This is a genomic window from Mycobacterium adipatum, assembly GCF_001644575.1.
Lineage (GTDB): Bacteria > Actinomycetota > Actinomycetes > Mycobacteriales > Mycobacteriaceae > Mycobacterium > Mycobacterium adipatum.
On sequence record NZ_CP015596.1, the window covers coordinates 3,497,198 to 3,513,419 of the forward strand.

General features: G+C 70.2%; 16 protein-coding genes and 1 pseudogene. 8 read left to right on the forward strand and 9 right to left on the reverse strand.

The features are described from left to right. Nucleotides 1-101 precede the first annotated feature (101 nt). The 6 genes and pseudogenes from A7U43_RS16580 to A7U43_RS16605 form a co-directional block, all read left to right on the forward strand. Nucleotides 102-347, forward strand: a pseudogene (locus A7U43_RS16580) (TauD/TfdA family dioxygenase); the annotation flags it as partial. Between the two features lie 41 nt (nt 348-388). Further along, nucleotides 389-1,519 (forward strand): precorrin-3B synthase, encoded by a 1,131-nt coding sequence (cobG, locus tag A7U43_RS16585; protein ID WP_067997374.1) that lies wholly within the window; start codon nt 389-391, stop codon nt 1,517-1,519. 10 nt (nt 1,520-1,529) lie between these two features. After that, a complete protein-coding gene (locus A7U43_RS16590) occupies nt 1,530-2,156 on the forward strand; it encodes a precorrin-8X methylmutase (protein WP_068002905.1) in 627 nt (208 codons plus the stop codon). After that, nucleotides 2,153-3,619: a precorrin-2 C(20)-methyltransferase gene (locus A7U43_RS16595; RefSeq protein WP_067997376.1), complete on the forward strand. Its 1,467-nt coding sequence runs from the start codon at nt 2,153-2,155 to the stop codon at nt 3,617-3,619. The genes A7U43_RS16590 and A7U43_RS16595 overlap by 4 nt, the downstream gene beginning before the upstream one ends. A 52-nt stretch (nt 3,620-3,671) precedes the next feature. Then, the gene (locus tag A7U43_RS16600) at nt 3,672-4,352 is read left to right on the forward strand and encodes a TetR/AcrR family transcriptional regulator (RefSeq protein ID WP_067997378.1); all 681 of its coding nucleotides are present in this window, start codon (nt 3,672-3,674) and stop codon (nt 4,350-4,352) included. Then, complete coding sequence (locus A7U43_RS16605) at nt 4,349-5,398, forward strand: phosphotransferase family protein (protein ID WP_067997380.1); 1,050 nt, start codon at nt 4,349-4,351, stop codon at nt 5,396-5,398. Before A7U43_RS16600 ends, A7U43_RS16605 begins: the two co-directional genes overlap by 4 nt. Here the strand turns inward: A7U43_RS16605 and A7U43_RS16610 are convergent. Genes A7U43_RS16610 through A7U43_RS16625 form a run of 4 tightly spaced genes read right to left on the reverse strand, consistent with a single transcriptional unit; the run spans nt 5,391 to nt 8,812 of the window. Further along, the gene (locus A7U43_RS16610) at nt 5,391-6,116 is read right to left on the reverse strand and encodes a cobalt-precorrin-6A reductase (RefSeq protein ID WP_067997383.1); all 726 of its coding nucleotides are present in this window, start codon (nt 6,114-6,116) and stop codon (nt 5,391-5,393) included. The two genes, A7U43_RS16605 and A7U43_RS16610, sit on opposite strands and share 8 nt — an antisense overlap. A 2-nt stretch (nt 6,117-6,118) precedes the next feature. After that, nucleotides 6,119-6,874 carry a precorrin-4 C(11)-methyltransferase gene (gene cobM, locus A7U43_RS16615; RefSeq protein ID WP_068002908.1) on the reverse strand — a complete coding sequence of 252 codons (756 nt, stop codon included), beginning with the start codon at nt 6,872-6,874 and terminating at the stop codon, nt 6,119-6,121. Continuing rightward, nucleotides 6,871-8,049: a bifunctional cobalt-precorrin-7 (C(5))-methyltransferase/cobalt-precorrin-6B (C(15))-methyltransferase gene (locus A7U43_RS16620; RefSeq protein WP_067997385.1), complete on the reverse strand. Its 1,179-nt coding sequence runs from the start codon at nt 8,047-8,049 to the stop codon at nt 6,871-6,873. Before A7U43_RS16620 ends, cobM begins: the two co-directional genes overlap by 4 nt. A 16-nt stretch (nt 8,050-8,065) precedes the next feature. After that, the gene (locus tag A7U43_RS16625; protein ID WP_067997387.1) at nt 8,066-8,812 is read right to left on the reverse strand and encodes an SDR family NAD(P)-dependent oxidoreductase; all 747 of its coding nucleotides are present in this window, start codon (nt 8,810-8,812) and stop codon (nt 8,066-8,068) included. Nucleotides 8,813-8,847: 35 nt separating this feature from the next. Here A7U43_RS16625 and A7U43_RS16630 point away from each other — a divergent pair, with 35 nt between their 5' ends. After that, complete coding sequence (locus A7U43_RS16630; RefSeq protein ID WP_067997388.1) at nt 8,848-9,261, forward strand: F420-dependent biliverdin reductase; 414 nt, start codon at nt 8,848-8,850, stop codon at nt 9,259-9,261. A 5-nt stretch (nt 9,262-9,266) separates the two neighbouring features. Here A7U43_RS16630 and A7U43_RS16635 read toward each other — a convergent pair whose 3' ends face one another. Continuing rightward, nucleotides 9,267-10,415 (reverse strand): M24 family metallopeptidase, encoded by a 1,149-nt coding sequence (locus tag A7U43_RS16635; protein ID WP_068002912.1) that lies wholly within the window; start codon nt 10,413-10,415, stop codon nt 9,267-9,269. Between the two features lie 17 nt (nt 10,416-10,432). Here A7U43_RS16635 and A7U43_RS16640 point away from each other — a divergent pair, with 17 nt between their 5' ends. Further along, on the forward strand, nt 10,433-11,392 hold the full coding sequence (locus A7U43_RS16640; protein WP_067997390.1) for a 5'-3' exonuclease: 960 nt from the start codon (nt 10,433-10,435) through the stop codon (nt 11,390-11,392). An 11-nt stretch (nt 11,393-11,403) separates the two neighbouring features. Here A7U43_RS16640 and A7U43_RS16645 read toward each other — a convergent pair whose 3' ends face one another. From A7U43_RS16645 to tatA, 4 genes are all read right to left on the reverse strand, one after another. Continuing rightward, a complete protein-coding gene (locus A7U43_RS16645) occupies nt 11,404-12,150 on the reverse strand; it encodes a DUF4333 domain-containing protein (protein ID WP_067997392.1) in 747 nt (248 codons plus the stop codon). A gap of 67 nt (nt 12,151-12,217) precedes the next feature. Continuing rightward, a complete protein-coding gene (locus tag A7U43_RS16650) occupies nt 12,218-14,953 on the reverse strand; it encodes a DEAD/DEAH box helicase (protein WP_067997394.1) in 2,736 nt (911 codons plus the stop codon). Continuing rightward, nucleotides 14,943-15,887: a twin-arginine translocase subunit TatC gene (gene tatC / locus A7U43_RS16655; RefSeq protein WP_067997395.1), complete on the reverse strand. Its 945-nt coding sequence runs from the start codon at nt 15,885-15,887 to the stop codon at nt 14,943-14,945. Before tatC ends, A7U43_RS16650 begins: the two co-directional genes overlap by 11 nt. A gap of 79 nt (nt 15,888-15,966) precedes the next feature. Next, nucleotides 15,967-16,218, reverse strand: coding sequence for a Sec-independent protein translocase subunit TatA (gene tatA, locus A7U43_RS16660; protein ID WP_068002916.1), 252 nt, complete (start codon nt 16,216-16,218; stop codon nt 15,967-15,969). Between the last annotated feature and the right edge of the window lie 4 nt (nt 16,219-16,222).

Consider the following 16,222-nt stretch of genomic DNA (forward strand, 5'->3'; position numbering starts at 1 on the left):
CTGACAGCCGAGGAAAATCTGTGACATACCTCATACACACGATGTCGGTGTCGTCGCCCGGCCACCTACGACTACACGCCCGATCACGACGGCAGCACGAGCAGCTCCCCGACACCGTCCGCTGGAATTGGCGGCCGGGCGATGTCGCGATCTCGGACAACCGGGCCACCCGGCACTACGCGGTCGCCGACTACGACGATCAGTTCCGGCGGTTGAACCGGGTGACCCTGGCTTGGGATATCCCGGTCGATGTGCACGGCGCGCCCAGCCGCGTCGTCGCCGGGGATGCCGCCCGCTACGCACCCGTGGTCGACGCGGCGCCGAACCGGCACGCCTGGGCCGGCTGAACGGCTCTCGTCGGTTCCGGTGCGCGCAGTACCGTGAACGGGTGACCCGTTCCCGTGATCAGGACGCCTGCCCCGGCGCCCTGCAGGTTCACCAGGCGGCCGACGGTGCGCTCATGCGGGTGCGGCTGCCCGGCGGGGTGATCTCGGCGGCGGGTCTTGCGACGCTGGCTCACCTGGCCGCCGACCAGGGCGGCGGAGCACTGGAACTGACATCGCGCGGCAGCCTGCAGATCCGCGGTATCACCGACCCGGCCCGGGTCGCCGACGCGCTGTCGGGCGCCGGTCTGCTGCCCTCGCCCACCCACGAACGGGTGCGCAACATCGTGTGCTCCCCGCTGTCGGGCCGCCGCGGCGGGCTGGCCGATGTGCGCGGATGGGTGACAGCTCTGGACCGGGCGCTGCAGGCTGACGCGGCACTGGCCGCGCTGCCGGGCCGGTTCTGGTTCTCCATCGACGACGGCCGCGGTGATGTGTCCGGCCTGCGCGCCGATGTCGGGGTCCAGATCACCGACGGCGGGGTCATCCTCTTGCTCGCCGGTGCCGACACCGGTGTGCGGCTGGCCGCCGGGGACGCCGTGAGCGCCATGGTCGAGGTCGCCCGGCGGTTCCAGGCGGTGCGCGGGACGCGTTGGCGCGTCAAAGAACTCGACGATCCCCGACAGTTGATCAGCGATCACGGCGTTGCCGCGCCCGCGGCGGTCGGCCGGTATGCCCACCACACCGGCCATCCGCCGGTGGGCTGGATTGCGCAGACGCTGGACCCCGCCCCGCACCGGGTGGCCCTCGGCGCGGCGGTGCCACTGGGTGTGCTGCCGGCCCGCACCGCGGAATTCCTGGCGGCCATCGAGGCGCCCCTCGTGGTGACACCGTGGCGCTCGGTCGTCGTCTGCGACCTCACCGAGGATGTCGCCGACGCCGCCCTGCGGGTGCTGGCGCCGCTGGGTCTCGTGTTCGACCAGGACTCGCCGTGGTTGACATTGAGCGCCTGTGCGGGCAGTCCAGGGTGTGACAAATCTCTCTCCGACGTCCGTGCCGACGCCGCCGCCGCGTTGACCGAGGGCACCCCTGGGGTCCATCGCCATTTTGTTGGCTGCCCACGGGCCTGCGGCAGCCCACGGGACGCCGAGGTGCTGGTGGCCACCGGACACGGTTACCGGCCACGCCACCCGTAGGGTGATCGGCGTGCTCGATTACACCCGCGACGCTGCGGAAATCTACCGGCAGTCGTTTGCGACCATCCGGGACGAAGCCGACCTGACCCGCTTCCCCGAGGATGTCGCGCGCGTCGTCGTCCGGCTCATCCACACCTGCGGGCAGGTCGACGTCACCGACCATGTCGCCTTCACCTCCGATGTCGTTGCCAGGACCCACAGCGCGCTGGCCGCGGGCGCGCCGGTGCTCTGCGATTCGTCGATGGTCGCCGCGGGCATCACCCGCTCCCGGCTGCCGGCAGCCAACGAGGTCGTCTCGCTGGTCGCCGATCCGCGCGCGGCCGCCCTGGCCGCCGAACTCGGCAGCACCCGCTCCGCGGCCGGTGTCGACCTGTGGGCCGACCGGATGGGTGGCGCCGTGCTCGCGATCGGCAACGCCCCCACCGCGCTGTTCCGGCTGCTGGAACTGATCGACCAGGGCGCCCCGGTGCCCGCGGCGGTCCTGGGCGGCCCGGTCGGGTTCGTGGGCTCGGCCCAGTCCAAGGATGAGCTGATCGCCCGGCCCCGCGGCATGTCCTACCTGGTGGTGACGGGCAGGCGCGGTGGCAGCGCGATGGCCGCCGCCGCCGTGAATGCGATTGCGAGCGAACGCGAATGACTCTCCCCTCAAAAGGCACCCTGTACGGTGTCGGCCTCGGCCCCGGTGATCCGGAACTGGTGACGGTCAAGGCGGCCCGGTTGATCGGCGAAGCCGATGTCGTCGCCTATCACAGCGCGCGGCACGGCCGTAGCATCGCCCGCCGGATCGCCGCGCGGTATCTGCGCGACGGACAGATCGAGGAACATCTGGTCTATCCGGTCACCACCGAGACCACCGCGCATCCCGGCGGTTATGCCGGCGCGATGGAGGATTTCTACGCTGAGTCCGCCGAGCGCATCGCCGCACACCTGGACGCCGGTCGTAATGTTGCGCTGCTGGCCGAGGGCGATCCACTGTTCTACAGCTCGTACATGCACATGCACACCCGGCTCACCGAGCGGTTCGAGGCCGTCATCGTGCCCGGCGTGACGTCGGTGAGTGCCGCGTCGGCGGCGACCGGGACGCCGCTGGTGCAGGGCGACGAGGTCCTGACGATTCTGCCCGGCACGCTGCCCGCCACCGAGCTGACTCGCCGGCTTGCCGATACCGACGCCGCCGTGATCATGAAGCTGGGCAAGTCCTATCCCGAAGTACGCCAGGCACTTTCCGAAACGCACCGGCTCGACCGGGCGTTCTACGTGGAACGGGCCAGCACCGATCAGCAGCGCGTGCTGGCGGCGAGCGAGGTCGACGAGTCCTCGGTCCCCTACTTCTCGGTGGTGATGGTGCCCGGCGAAGCCGCGGCACCGCGCGGGGGTGGCAGCGTCGCGGTGGTCGGGCTGGGTCCCGGTGACCTGGACTGGATCACCCCGCAGGCGCGCCGCGAATTGGCCGCGGCCACCGATCTGATCGGTTACTTCCCTTATCTCGACCGGGTGGGCGCCCGGGCCGGGCAGACCCGGCATGCCAGTGACAACACCGATGAACCGGCGCGCGCCCGGCTGGCCTGTGAACTGGCCCGCCAGGGCCGGGCGGTGGTGGTGGTGTCCTCCGGCGACCCCGGCGTGTTCGCGATGGCCACCGCCGTGCTCGAGGAGGCCGTCGACTGGCCCGATGTCGAGGTCCGGGTGATCCCGGCGATGACCGCGGCGCAGGCGGTGGCCAGCCGGGTCGGCGCGCCACTGGGCCACGACTACGCCGTCATCTCACTGTCGGATCGCCTCAAGCCGTGGGAGATCATCGCCGCCCGGGTCAGTGCGGCCGCGGCCGCCGACATGGTGATCGCCGTCTACAACCCGGCCTCGAAGACGCGGACCTGGCAGGTCGGCGAGATGCAGAGACTGCTGCTCGAACACCGGGATCCCGCCACGCCGGTGGTGATCGGGCGCGATGTCGCGGGACCGAACGAGACGGTGCGGGTGGTGGCGCTCGGCGATCTGGATCCCGGTGAGGTGGACATGCGCTGCCTGCTCATCATCGGGTCCTCGCAGACCCGCCGGCACGGTGACACGGTCTTCACACCCCGCAACTACCCGCACTGACAACCGTCGAGAATCGTTGACAGTTGTCAGAGGCGGGGATAACGTCCCGCTGATGCAACGGGGTGACCATGTCGTGAGCCGCGCGGGACCGGCTACCCGGTCGCAGACCGACCGGCGCCGGCCACCGCGCAGCGACCAGCGCCGCGCCGCCATCCTGGATGCCTTCGACGCGGCGTTGCGCGCGCACGGCCTCGACGCGGTCAACATCGCCGATGTCGCCGCGAACGCCGGCGTCAGCCGGTCGGCGTTCTATTTCTATTTCGAGAACAAGGCTGCGGCCGTGGCCGCCCTGCTCGAGACGATGTACGACGACGTCTTCGCCGCGAGCGATATCGTCACCGCGTCCGAAGGCTCGCCGCGGTGGCGGATCCACTCGATGCTCGAAGCGCTGATGGAAACCGGTGCGGCGCATCGATACCTGTTCACCGCCATGCTGGACGCCCGCGCGGCGAGCAGCGCGATCCGCGAGATCTGGGACAGTTCCCGGGAAGCGTTCGTTCCGGTGATCGCGGCGATGATCGAGTCCGAGCGCGCCGCCGGCAACGCCCCCGCCGGTCCCGCAGCCGAGGTGCTCGCCGGGGTGCTGCTCGAACTCAATGACCGCCTCCTCGAACGCTTCACCCTCGGCGGACCGCGGTCCCGCGAGGAACTCATCCTCGGCGCGGAAACCATCTGGCTGCACACCATTTTCGGCACGGCGATCGGAGTAGATGAAGTGCGAGAGACGTCATGACCCACCCGATCCCCCGCCGCCCCGAGGAGGTGACCGCGGCCTGGCTGGGCGGTGTGCTGCGCGCCGATGTGCGCAGCGTCGAGGCCGCGCCCATCGGCACCGGTCAGACCGGAGCCACCTACCGACTGACGGTGCAGTACGGAGCCGATACCGGCCTGCCGAGCAGCTTCGCCATCAAACTGCCCTCCCAGGACGACACCGTCCGTGACCGGGTGGCCATCGGCTACCGGTCCGAGCACGCCTTCTACCGCGATGTCGCCGATCAGGTCCAGATCCCCATCCCGCGCAGCTACCACTGCGAAATCGGGGGCGACGGCGCCGAATTCGTCCTGTTGCTGGCCGATATGGCGCCCGCCGAACAGGGCGACCAGATCGCCGGGTGCAGCGCAGCGGAGGCGCGGCTGGCCGTACGGGCCCTGGCCGGGCTGCACGCACCGAGTTGGTGCGACCCGAAGTGGACCGACTTCCCCGGTATCGCCATGCCGAAGCCGGACGCTGCGATGGCCTCCGGGATGGGCGAGGTGGCCACCATGGCCACCGATCTCACCCTGGACAAACTCGGCGCCCGGATGAGCGCCGAGGACCGCGACACCCTGAAGGCGTCGATGGCGGTGGTGACACCGTGGCTGCAGACCGAGCCCGACCGATTCGCGCTCCTGCACGGTGACTACCGGCTGGACAACATGCTGTTCGATCCGGACCGCACGCAGATCACGGTGGTGGACTGGCAGACTTTGGGCTCCGGGCTGCCGGCGCGGGATCTCGCGTACTTCACCGGCACCAGCCTGGACCCGGTGACCCGCGGGAGCATCGAACGGGACCTGGTGGCCGACTATCACGCCGCGCTGGTGGCCCTCGGTGTGTCCGGGTACGACGCACAGAGTTGTTGGCGGGACTACCGCCTGGGCATGCTGCAGGCGCCGCTGATCATCGTGTTCGGGGTGGCGTTCGCGACCTCCACCGAACGCGGTGACGACATGATGCTCGTGATGGCCGAGCGGTCGTGCCGCGCGATCCGCGAACTCGACACCCTGGGCCTCATCTGAGGTTGGCCAGCCAGTCGACGGCCCCGTCGACACTGTTCACCACGCGCACACCCGCGGGCAGCGCCGGCCGGCTCACCATGACCACCGGGATCCCGGTCTCGGCGGCGGCCTGCAGCTTGGCCCGCGTCATGGCGCCACCGCTGTTCTTGGTCACCAGGGCGTCGATACCGAACTCACGCAGCAGTTTCCGTTCACCCTCGACGCGGTAGGGGCCGCGCGAGAGCAGCACCTCACGGTGCGCAGGCAACAGCTCATCCTCGGGAGCGGTGACCGCGCGGATCAGAAACCAGGCATCGGAGTCCCGGAATGCCGCCGTCCCGGAGCGCCCCGTGGTGAGGAACACCCGCCGGTAGCCGCGACGCGCCACCACCTCGGCGGCCTCGGTGTCGGAGCCGACCGCGATGGCGTCACCGTCCGGCCAGGCCGGCCGGGCCAGCACCAGATGCGGCAGACCGACCCGTGCGGCCGCCTGCGCGGCATTGGCCGTGATGGTCGCGGCGAACGGATGGGTGGCATCCACCACCGCGGTGATGCCGTTACCGCGCAGCCACTGCGCCAGTCCCGCGGCGCCGCCGAAGCCGCCGATGCGCACCTCGCCGACCGGCAGGGCCGGGTCGGGCACCCGCCCGGCCAGCGAGCTGATGACCGGGATATCCGGGTGCAGCCGGGCGGCCAGCGCGCGCGCCTCCCCCGTCCCGCCCAGCAGCAGAACCCGCATCCTCAGTGCCGGCTTCCGCGGCGGCGACCCGACGAGTACAGGTAGCTGTCGGCGAAACCCTCCGCCGCCAGCACATCGCCGACGATGATGACCGCGGTGCGGGTGATTCCCGCGGCCTTCATCTGGGCGGCGAGCTCGCCCAACGGGCTGCGCAGAACCTGCTCGGTGGGCCAGCTCGCGAACGCGACCACCGCGCAGGGGGTGTCGGCGGTATAGCCCCCCGCGGTGAGCTGCTCGACGATGGTGTCGATCTGCGCGGCGGCCAGATGCAGGATCAGGGTGTTGCCCGGTGCCGACAATGCGGCCAGCGTCTCCTTCTCGGGCATCGCCGTGGACAACGTCGCGACCCGGCTCAGCGTCACCGTCTGCGACACACCGGGCACCGTCAGCTCACGGCCCACGGCGGCCGCCGCCGCCGCGAACGCCGGCACCCCGGGCACGATCTCCCAGGCGATACCCAGCGCATCGAGCCGGCGGCACTGTTCGGCCAGCGCGCTGTAGATCGACGGATCCCCGGAGTGCAGCCGGGCCACATCCAGTCCGGCGGCGTCGGCGGCCGCCAGCTCGTCGATGATCTGTTCCAGGTCCAGCGGACCGGTATCGATGATCCTGGCGCCGTCGGGGCATTCCGCGAGCAGGTCTTCGGGCATGATCGAACCCGCGTACAGGCACACCTGGCAGCGGTTGAGCAGGCGCTGGCCGCGCACCGTGATCAGATCGGCCGCACCCGGGCCGGCCCCGATGAAGTAGACCGTCACGGCTTGACCACCGCCCACTGGGTGACCGGGTAGGCGGGCCGGAAGCCGGTGAACCCACCGATCGGTTCGCCGCGGTAGTGCTGAAACCGGCGCAACTGGCCTCCTAGCGTCGAATGGCGATCGATGACCGCGGCCTCCGATTCTGCCGTGACCACATTGGCCACCAATCGGCCCCCGGCCGGTAGCCGGTCGAAGCAGGCGTCGAGCAGACCCGGCTCGGTGATACCGCCGCCGACGAAGATCACCGAGGGCTCCGCGGCGCCGTCGAAGCCGGCCGGGGCCGGGCCGCGCACCTCGACGTTCACCCCGAACGCGACAACATTGGCGGCGATACGCGCGCGACGCTGCTCGGAACGCTCGAACGCCACCGCCGTGCACGCCGCCCCGCTGCGGCACCATTCGACGGCGATACTGCCCGAGCCGGAACCGACATCCCACAGTCGTTCACCGGGCCGCGGGCCCAACGCGGCCAGGGTCACCGCGCGGATGCCCTGTTTGGTGATCTGCCCGTCATGGGCGAAAGCCTCATCGGGCAGTACCTGGTAGCGCCTGTCATCGGGAAGATAGTGCACCGCAACGACATTCAGGTCGTCGATATCGCCCATCGCGCCGTCGGCCCAGTCCCGCGCCGAAGCGACCCGGCGCCGCTCGCCCGGTCCACCCAGCTGCTCGAGCACGGCCAGTTCGGAATCGCCGCGGCCGGTATCGGCCAGCAGAGCGGCCAGCGTCACCGGGCTGTTGCCGTCGCGGCTGAGCACCACTGCGCGCCCGCCACGGCGCACCGCGGTATGCACCGGTGCGGTCACCAGGCTGATGACCTCGGTGTCCTGCACGGACCAGCCCATCCGGGCGCACGCCAACGTCACCGAGGACACCTGAGGGAGCACGCGCACCGCATCCGCGCCGAATCGGCGGATCAGGGTTGCCCCGATACCGTGCAGCAGCGGGTCACCGCTGGCCACCACGTGCACATCGCCGTCACCGCCGGGATCGAGCTGCTCCAGCGCCGGCAGCAGCGGCGACGGCCACGACCGGCGCTGCGCCCCGACGGTGTCGTCGAGCAGATCCAATTGCCGCGGCGCGCCGTAGATGAGGGTGGCCCCGGCCAGTTCGGCCCGCGCTCCCGCACCGAGGCCGGACATGCCGTCGGCCCCGATCCCGACCACGACGATCATCTGGCTCCTCCACTCGTCATCGCGGCAACCGCCGCCAGATCGGCCCGGGCAGGATCCGGAACACCGCGGCGATCAGGCCGACCTGCCACGGCACCCAGACACTCCGGCGCCGGCCCGCCAGGGCGCGCACCGTGGCGTCGGCCACCTGGGCGGGAGTGCTGGAGAACGGTGCCGCTGCCATTCCCTCGGTCATCCGCCCGACCACGAAACCGGGGCGGACCACCAGCAGGCGCTTGTGGTGGGCGACGCGGGCGTACTCGGCGAAGCCGCTGCAGAATCCGTCCAGACCGGCCTTGGCCGAACCGTACACGTAGTTGGCGCGGCGGACCCGTACCCCGGCGATCGACGAGAACGTCACCATCGTCGCGGGCCCACGGGCCGACAGTGCGAGCAGTGCGGTCAGCAAGCTGACCTGCGCCACGTAATCGGTGTGCACGATCGCCGCGGCGTGCGCCGCGTCCAGCTCGGCTCGTTGCTGGTCGCCGAGCACCCCGAACGCCAACACCGCCGTGCTCCAGGACGCGCCGTGCCGGTCGACGATCGAGCGCAGAACGGCGGTGTGCGAGCCGATATCGTCGGCATCGAACTCACAGACGTGGACCTCCGCCGCGCCCGCGGCCCGCACGGCCTCGACCTCGGCGGTCAGCTCATCGGCCCGCCGGGCGGCCAACACCACGGTCCGTCCCGGCGCCAACCGCGTGGCCACCTGCACGCCGATCTCGCTGCGCCCGCCGAAAATCACGACGTAGCCCGTGTCCTCCATGGCAGTGATTATGTCCTGCGCTAGCGTGGACCCCGATGGGCAAGGCAACCACCCGACTGACCACTGATGCGCTGGCGTTCCTGACCGAGCGTCATCTCGCGATGCTGACCACCCTGCGCGGTGACAACTCGCCGCACGTGGTGGCCGTGGGGTTCACCTTCGACCCGACCACCCATATCGCCCGGGTGATCACGACCGGCGGTTCGCAGAAGGCCGTCAACGCCAAGGAGCGCGGGGTCGCGGTGCTCAGTCAGGTCGACGGTGCGCGGTGGTTGTCCCTGGAGGGTTCGGCCACCGTGAGCGGCGATCCCGACGATGTGCGCGACGCCGAATTGCGTTATGCGCAGCGCTACCGCACGCCGCGGGTCAATCCGCGCCGGGTGGTCATCGAGGTGCGTATCGAGCGGGTGCTCGGATCCTCGACGCTGCTGGACCGCACCGAGGCCTGAGTGCCCTAGACCGGCACCACGACCAGGTCGTGTGGACGCCGGTTCACCGATTCGGCGCCGTCCTCGGTGACGATGACAATGTCCTCGATGCGTGCGCCCCAGTGGCCCGGGAAATAGATGCCGGGCTCCACCGAGAAGGCCATACCCGGCGTGAGGGTGATCTCGTTGCCGGACACGATGTATGGCTCCTCGTGCACCGACAGGCCGATGCCGTGCCCGGTGCGGTGCACGAACACCTCGGCCAGTCCTTCCGCGGCCAGCACATCGCGGGCGACCGCGTCGATGGAACCGGCGGTGACACCGGGGCGAACTGCCCGGACCGCCTCGGCCTGGGCCCGCTGCAGCACCGCGTACCGGCGTGCGATCTCGGCGTCGGGCTCCCCGATGCTGTAGGTGCGCGTCGAGTCGGAGTTGTACCCGGGCTCATACGGTCCGCCGATGTCGACGACGACGACATCGCCGACCTGCAGTCGCCGATCCGAGCACTCATGGTGCGGGTCCGCGCCGTTGGGCCCGGACCCGACGATGATGAACGCAACTTCCGAATGGCCTTCGGCGACAATCGCTTCGGCGATATCGGCGGCGACGTCGGCCTCGGTACGACCGGGCACCAGAAACTCCGGAACCCGCGCGTGCACCCGGTCGATGGCCGCGCCCGCCTTGCGCAGTGCGTCGATTTCGGCGGCGTCCTTGACCATTCGCAGGGTGCGCAGCACATCGGTGGCCAGCACCGGCACCGCGCCCAGGACGCCGGCCAGCGGCAGCAGGTGCAGTGCGGTCATCGAGTCGGTCACCGCGACGGTCACCGGTGCCACCTGCGTACCCCGCAGTGCACGCGCGACCAACTCGTAGGGGTTTTCACCGTCCACCCAATCCACCACCGTGGCACCGATTTCGGACACCGCGGACTCGCGCAGTGCGGCCAACTCGAGGCGCGGCACCACCACGGTGGGCGTCGATCCGTCGGCCGGCAGCACCAGGGCGGTGAGCCGCTCGAAGGTTTGCGCCCGTGAGCCCACCAGATAGCGCAGGTCGTAGCCGGGGGTGATGACCAGCCCGGCGAGTCCGGCGCTCGCCGCGCCCGCGGCGGCCGCCCGGACGCGCTGGGCATAGACCTCGGTGTCGAAACGGGTTGTGTCGGAGCCGGTCGCCATACCCATAGGCTAGTGCCATGACCGGAGAAGCCCCCGTCCTGCTACTCGACGGCGCCAGCATGTGGTTCCGCTCGTTCTTCGGGGTGCCGTCCTCGATCACCGCCCCGGATGGCCGCCCGGTCAACGCGCTGCGCGGTTTCCTCGATGCCGTCGCGACCCTGGTCACCCAGCACCGGCCGTCCCGGCTGGTGGTCTGCCGGGATGACGACTGGCGCCCGCAGTGGCGGGTGGACCGCATTCCGTCCTACAAGGCGCACCGCGTCGAGCAGGCCGGTCCCGGCGATGCCCCCGATGTGGAGGAGGTGCCCGACGAGCTGACCCCGCAGGTCGACATGATCATGGCGATGCTCGACGCATTCGGCATCGCCACCGCCGGCGCGCCGGGCTTCGAGGCCGACGATGTGCTGGGCACCTTGGCGGCCGTCGAGCGGCGCGACCCCGTCATCGTGGTGAGCGGGGACCGCGATCTGCTGCAACTGGTCGGCGACGACCCGGTGGCGGTGCGGGTGTTCTACATCGGCCGGGGCCTGGCCAAGGCCGTCCTGTTCGGTCCCGCCGAGGTCGCCGACACCTACGGGGTGCCGGTGGGCCGGGCCGGGCCGGCCTACGCCGAATTGGCGCTGCTGCGCGGTGATCCGTCCGACGGTCTGCCCGGCGTGGCGGGTATCGGCGAGAAGACCGCGGCGACGCTGATGGCCCAGCACGGCTCGCTGGCGGCGATCGTCGCGGCCGCCGCGGACCCGTCGTCGAAAATGGCTGCCGCGCAACGCAAGAAGCTGTTGGCCGCCGCGGACTACATCGTGGCCGCCGAACCCGTGGTACGGGTGGCCACCGACGCACCCGTCACGCTGTCCCGCGACGACGATGTGCTGCCGCTCTCGGCGGCCGACCCGGCCCGGGTGGCGGCGCTCGCCGAGGAGTACGGCGTGGTGTCCTCGGTCGGGCGCCTGCAGAAGGCGCTGGACACCCTGCCCTGATCGCGAGCAGACTACTTCGGGCGGCCGACCTCGTAGGTTCCGTTGTCGTCCTGGAAGGTCACGGTGACCTGGCGCTTGGTGCCGTCGATGCTGACCTGGCAGGTGAAGGTGTCGCCCTTCTTCACCACGGGACTGACGCCGTCATTGCAGATGACGTCCTTGACGTTCTTGGCCCCGTAGCCGTTGGCCTCGTCGGTCAGGATCTGCTGCACACCGGTCTGGGCGGCCTCGACATCCAGGGTGGTGGTGACGAAGAACCCGGGCTTCCAGAAGCCGAGGATCAGGACCACCGCGACGATCACGACGACCAGCAGGCCGACCACGCTGCCGATGACGGCCAGCGATTTCTTCGACCCCTCTTCGCTGCCGGTCGGGCCGTACGGCGAGAACTGCTGCTGGTCGTACGGCGCGGGCTGGCCGTACTGCTGCGGTTGGCCGTACTGCGGCTGCCCATAGGGCTGCCCCGGCTGCTGACCGTAGGTCGGGTAACCCTGCGGCGCGTACGCGGTGGGCTGCTGACCGTACTGATCGGGCTGCGGAGGCGGGTTGTACGCGGGCTGCTGGTACTGCGGGTACTGCTGCGGCGCCTGCGGCTGCTGGTAGGCGGGCTGTTGCCACGCCGGGGCGTCGCCTGCGGGCTGCTCGGGCGTGGGCGGCGGCTGCCAGGCGGGCTGTTCGCCCGGCGACGGGGTACCGCCGGACTGCGGCGGCTGACCTGACCACGCCTGCGTGGGGTCAGATCCCTGCGGTCCGCTCATCGTGTCTCCTTGATCCGGGCTCGTTCTACGACATCGTGACCCGCCGCCGCGGATCTACGCCGCCACACTACCCTGCATCAACTGCTACGACGCCTCGTCGAATGTCGGTGATGGCGCGTTTCGCCGCACTCCGCAGTGCCGGTGTCGGCGCGGCGTTGCGGACCTGGTCCAGCAGATCGAGAACTTGGCGGCACCACCGCACGAAATCTCCCGCAGACAGCGGCGATCCGCTGCCGCTGACATCGGAGGCGGCCAGCGATGAGGCCAGGTCACCGGTGCTGGCCCACTGGTGGATGGCCGCGACGAAGCCGTCGTCGGGTTCGCGGCTGTAGGCAATGCGTTGCCGCTGTTCGTCACTGCGGATGCGGGCCCACAGCCGGCGGGTGTCCGCCAGGGTGCGCCGGATACCGCCGGTGGGGATCTGCAGACCCTGCGGGCCGGTGCCGTCACCGCGCGATTCGAACTGCACCGCCGACACCACCGCCGCCAACTCGGCCGGTGCCAGGCCCTCCCAGACGCCTTGGCGCAGGCATTCGGCGACCAAAAGGTCACTCTCGCTGTAGATCCGCGCGAGAAGCCGACCGTCCTCGGTGACCTTCGGCGTGTCGCCGGTGCGATCGACGAAACCGCGTTCGGTGAGCAGCTCCAGAATCTTGTCGAAGGAGCGGGCCAGCGAATTGGTGGCGGCCGCGATCTTCTGCCGGGTCTGCTCGTTGTCGCGGTCGATGCGCAGGTAGCGCTCGGCCGCGCGGACCTGGGTCTCGCGGTCGGCGGCGTCGTGTGCGCGGTGGCGGCGCAGCTGGTCACGCAACCGGGCCAGGTCGGGATCCACATCCCGTTCCCCGTCCTGCCCCCGCCGTCGGGACGGCACATCCAAGCCGACCGCCGCCGACCGCAGCGCCGACGCCAGGTCACGACGCACCCGCGGTTGGCGATGCTCGACCCTCTTGGGCAGGGTCATCGATCCCAGCCGTGCGGAGGCCCCCGAGTAATCGGCCGAGGAGATCCGGCCCGCCCAGCGGTGCTCGGTGAGGATCAAGGGCCGCGGATCGTCGCTGTCCTGCGCGGGCTCGAGCACCACCGCGAGCCCGCCGCGACGGCCCTGGCTGATGGTGATGATGTCGCCGCGGCGCAACTCGGCCAGCGCCTCGTCGGCCGCGCGACGCCGGTGCAGCCGGGACGCCCGCGACTGTGCCCGTTCCCGGGCGGTGATCTCGGCCCGCAGCCGCGCGTATTCGAGCATCTCCGGATCCAGCTCGGCGGCGATCTCGGCCAGCATCCGCTCGCCGCGCTCGACACCGCGCACCAAGCCCACCACCGAACGGTCCGCCTGATACTGCGCGAAGGATCGCTCCAGCAGTTGACGGGCCAGCTCCGGGCCCATCTGCTGCACCAGATTGATGGTCATGTTGTACGACGGCGCGAACGAACTCTTCAGCGGGAAGGTGCGGGTGGACGCCAGTCCGGCAACTTCGGCCGGGTTGGATGCCTCGTCGTCGGCGTGCCAGAGCACGACGGCATGGCCCTCGATGTCGATACCGCGACGGCCCGCCCGCCCGGTCAGCTGGGTGTACTCCCCCGGTGTCAGTGGGGCGTGCTGCTCGCCGTTGTATTTCACCAGCCGTTCCAGCACCACGGTGCGGGCCGGCATGTTGATGCCCAGCGCCAGGGTTTCGGTCGCGAACACGGCCTTCACCAGCCCGGCGGTGAACAGTTCCTCGACGGTGTGCCGGAACACCGGCAGCATGCCCGCATGGTGGGCCGCCAGCCCCCGCAGCAGGCCTTCCCGCCACTCGTAGTAGCCCAGCACATCGAGGTCCGAGCGGGCGAGGTCGGCGCAGCGCCGGTCGATGACCTCGGTGATGCGGGCCCGTTCCTCGTCATTGGTCAGCCGCAGCGGCGCCCGCAGGCACTGCTTCACCGCGGCATCGCAACCGGCCCGGGAGAAGACGAACGTGATCGCCGGCAGCAGACCCTCGGCGTCCAGGGTGGCGATGACATCGGGTCGCGAAGGCCCGCGGTTCACGCTCGGCCGGTTCTGCCTGCCGCGGTTGCGGCCCCGGGGTTGCCAGTCGGTGAGACGGTCGGCCTCGCGGCGGTGCGCGATGTGACGCAGCAGGTTCGGGTCCACCAGCGTGGTCTGCCCGCCGCCCTCGAACAGGTCGAAGAGTCGTTTCCCGACCATCATGTGCTGCGACAGCGGCACCGGGCGGTGCTCGTCGACGACGACGGTGGTGTCCCCGCGGACGGTCTGGATCCAGCCGCCGAACTCCTCGGCGTTGCTCACCGTCGCCGAGAGACTGACCAGCCGCACCTCCTCGGGGAGATGCAGGATGACCTCCTCCCACACCGCACCGCGCATCCGGTCGGCCAGGAAGTGCACCTCGTCCATCACCACGTGGGACAGCCCCTGCAGTGCCGGCGAGTCGGCGTAGAGCATGTTGCGGAGCACCTCGGTGGTCATGACGACCACCGGGGCATCGGAGTTGATGGACTGGTCCCCGGTGAGCAACCCGACCCGGTCGGCGCCGTAGCGACGCACCAGATCGAGATGCTTCTGGTTGCTCAGCGCCTTGATCGGGGTGGTGTAGAAGCACTTTCGGCCGGCCGCCAGTGCCAGGTGTACCGCGAATTCCCCGACGACGGTCTTGCCGGCTCCCGTGGGGGCGCAGACCAGCACGCCATGGCCGGACTCCAGGGCGGCACAGGCACGCACCTGGAACGGATCGAGCCCGAACGGGAGTTGCGCGACGAAACCACGCAGTTGCGGGCCGGGCTCAGGTGGCCGGGACTCAGGTGACATCGTCGTCGAACAATGCCTGGGAGGACACCGGGGTCGGCGGGGCGATCGGTTCGGTCGCCGGGATCGGGGCCGCCTCGTCCTCGGGCACCTCGGCAAGGGCTTCCCGGCGGGCCTTGCGTTTGTCGTGCACGCGGGTGACCTGGATGGCGAACTCGAGCAACAGGGTGAGCGCCAGCGCCAGCGCCAGCATGGAGAACGGGTCGGAGCCCGGCGTGGCGAAGGCGGCGAACACGAACAGCGCGAAGATCAGGCCGCGGCGCCATTCCTTGAGCTTCGCGTAGGGCAGCACGCCGATCACGTTGAGCATGATGATCAGCAGCGGGAACTCGAAGCTGATGCCGAACACCAGCAGCAGGTTGATCAGGAAGCCGAAGTATTGATCGCCCGAGAGCGCGGTGACCTGGACGTCACTGCCCACGGTGAGCAGGAAGCTCAACGCGGTGGAGAGCACCACGTACGCCAGGACGGCCCCGCCGATGAACAGCACCGCACCGACCCCGACGAACGCCATCCCGAAGCGGCGTTCCTTGCGGTACAGGCCGGGGGTGATGAAGGCCCAGAGCTGATACAGCCACACCGGGCAGGCCAGCACGATACCGGCGGTGAGGGCGACCTTCAGTCGCAACATGAACTGGTCGAACGGGCCGGTGGCCAGCAGCCGGCACTGTCCGTCGGGGGCGATGGTGGCCCGCGCCGACTCCGGAAGCGAACAGTAGGGGCCGCGCAGCCACTCGCCGAGGCTGTGGAAGCCGAGGATGCCGTGGGTGTACCAGAAGAAGCCGACGATGGTGGTCAGCACCACCGCCGCGGTCGCGATCAGCAACCGGTTGCGTAGTTCGGCGAGATGGTCGACCAGCGACATGGTGCCGTCGGGATTGGCCCGGGCGCGGCGCTGGCGCGGGTCGAACCGTTTGAAGATTCCAGGGGTGTGCACGGGCAGCCTTAACGTCGATGCAGGCAGGCGCGCGCTATCGACGCGACATCACACCGCGATGGGACGGACTTGGCAGCTATCAGGCCGGTCGCTTGTCGCCGGACTGCTCGGGCGCAGCCGTCTCCACGCGTTCGGAGGCGACCGGGGTGGCGGGAAGCGATGAGGCTTCCGGCTTCTCGGCCCCGTCGGCCTGCATCTCCTTGATCTCGGACTTGAAGATGCGCATCGACTTACCCAGGGAACGCGCTGCGTCCGGGAGCTTCTTGGCACCGAACAACAGAATGAAAGCCGCGATAACGATCAGCCAGTGCCACGGTTGAAGTCCGCCCAATTCA

What these genes read in the sequence shown, in the direction of transcription:
- A7U43_RS16635 (WP_068002912.1), bottom strand. Translation starts at nt 10,415, where the DNA reads ATGGCGACCGGCTCCGACACAACCCGTTTCGACACCGAGGTCTATGCC.
- A7U43_RS16625 (WP_067997387.1), bottom strand. Translation starts at nt 8,812, where the DNA reads ATGGAGGACACGGGCTACGTCGTGATTTTCGGCGGGCGCAGCGAGATC.
- A7U43_RS16595 (WP_067997376.1), top strand. Translation starts at nt 2,153, where the DNA reads ATGACTCTCCCCTCAAAAGGCACCCTGTACGGTGTCGGCCTCGGCCCC.
- A7U43_RS16620 (WP_067997385.1), bottom strand. Translation starts at nt 8,049, where the DNA reads ATGATCGTCGTGGTCGGGATCGGGGCCGACGGCATGTCCGGCCTCGGT.
- A7U43_RS16650 (WP_067997394.1), bottom strand. Translation starts at nt 14,953, where the DNA reads ATGTCACCTGAGTCCCGGCCACCTGAGCCCGGCCCGCAACTGCGTGGT.
- A7U43_RS16630 (WP_067997388.1), top strand. Translation starts at nt 8,848, where the DNA reads ATGGGCAAGGCAACCACCCGACTGACCACTGATGCGCTGGCGTTCCTG.
- A7U43_RS16645 (WP_067997392.1), bottom strand. Translation starts at nt 12,150, where the DNA reads ATGAGCGGACCGCAGGGATCTGACCCCACGCAGGCGTGGTCAGGTCAG.
- A7U43_RS16640 (WP_067997390.1), top strand. Translation starts at nt 10,433, where the DNA reads ATGACCGGAGAAGCCCCCGTCCTGCTACTCGACGGCGCCAGCATGTGG.
- A7U43_RS16605 (WP_067997380.1), top strand. Translation starts at nt 4,349, where the DNA reads ATGACCCACCCGATCCCCCGCCGCCCCGAGGAGGTGACCGCGGCCTGG.
- A7U43_RS16600 (WP_067997378.1), top strand. Translation starts at nt 3,672, where the DNA reads ATGCAACGGGGTGACCATGTCGTGAGCCGCGCGGGACCGGCTACCCGG.
- A7U43_RS16610 (WP_067997383.1), bottom strand. Translation starts at nt 6,116, where the DNA reads ATGCGGGTTCTGCTGCTGGGCGGGACGGGGGAGGCGCGCGCGCTGGCC.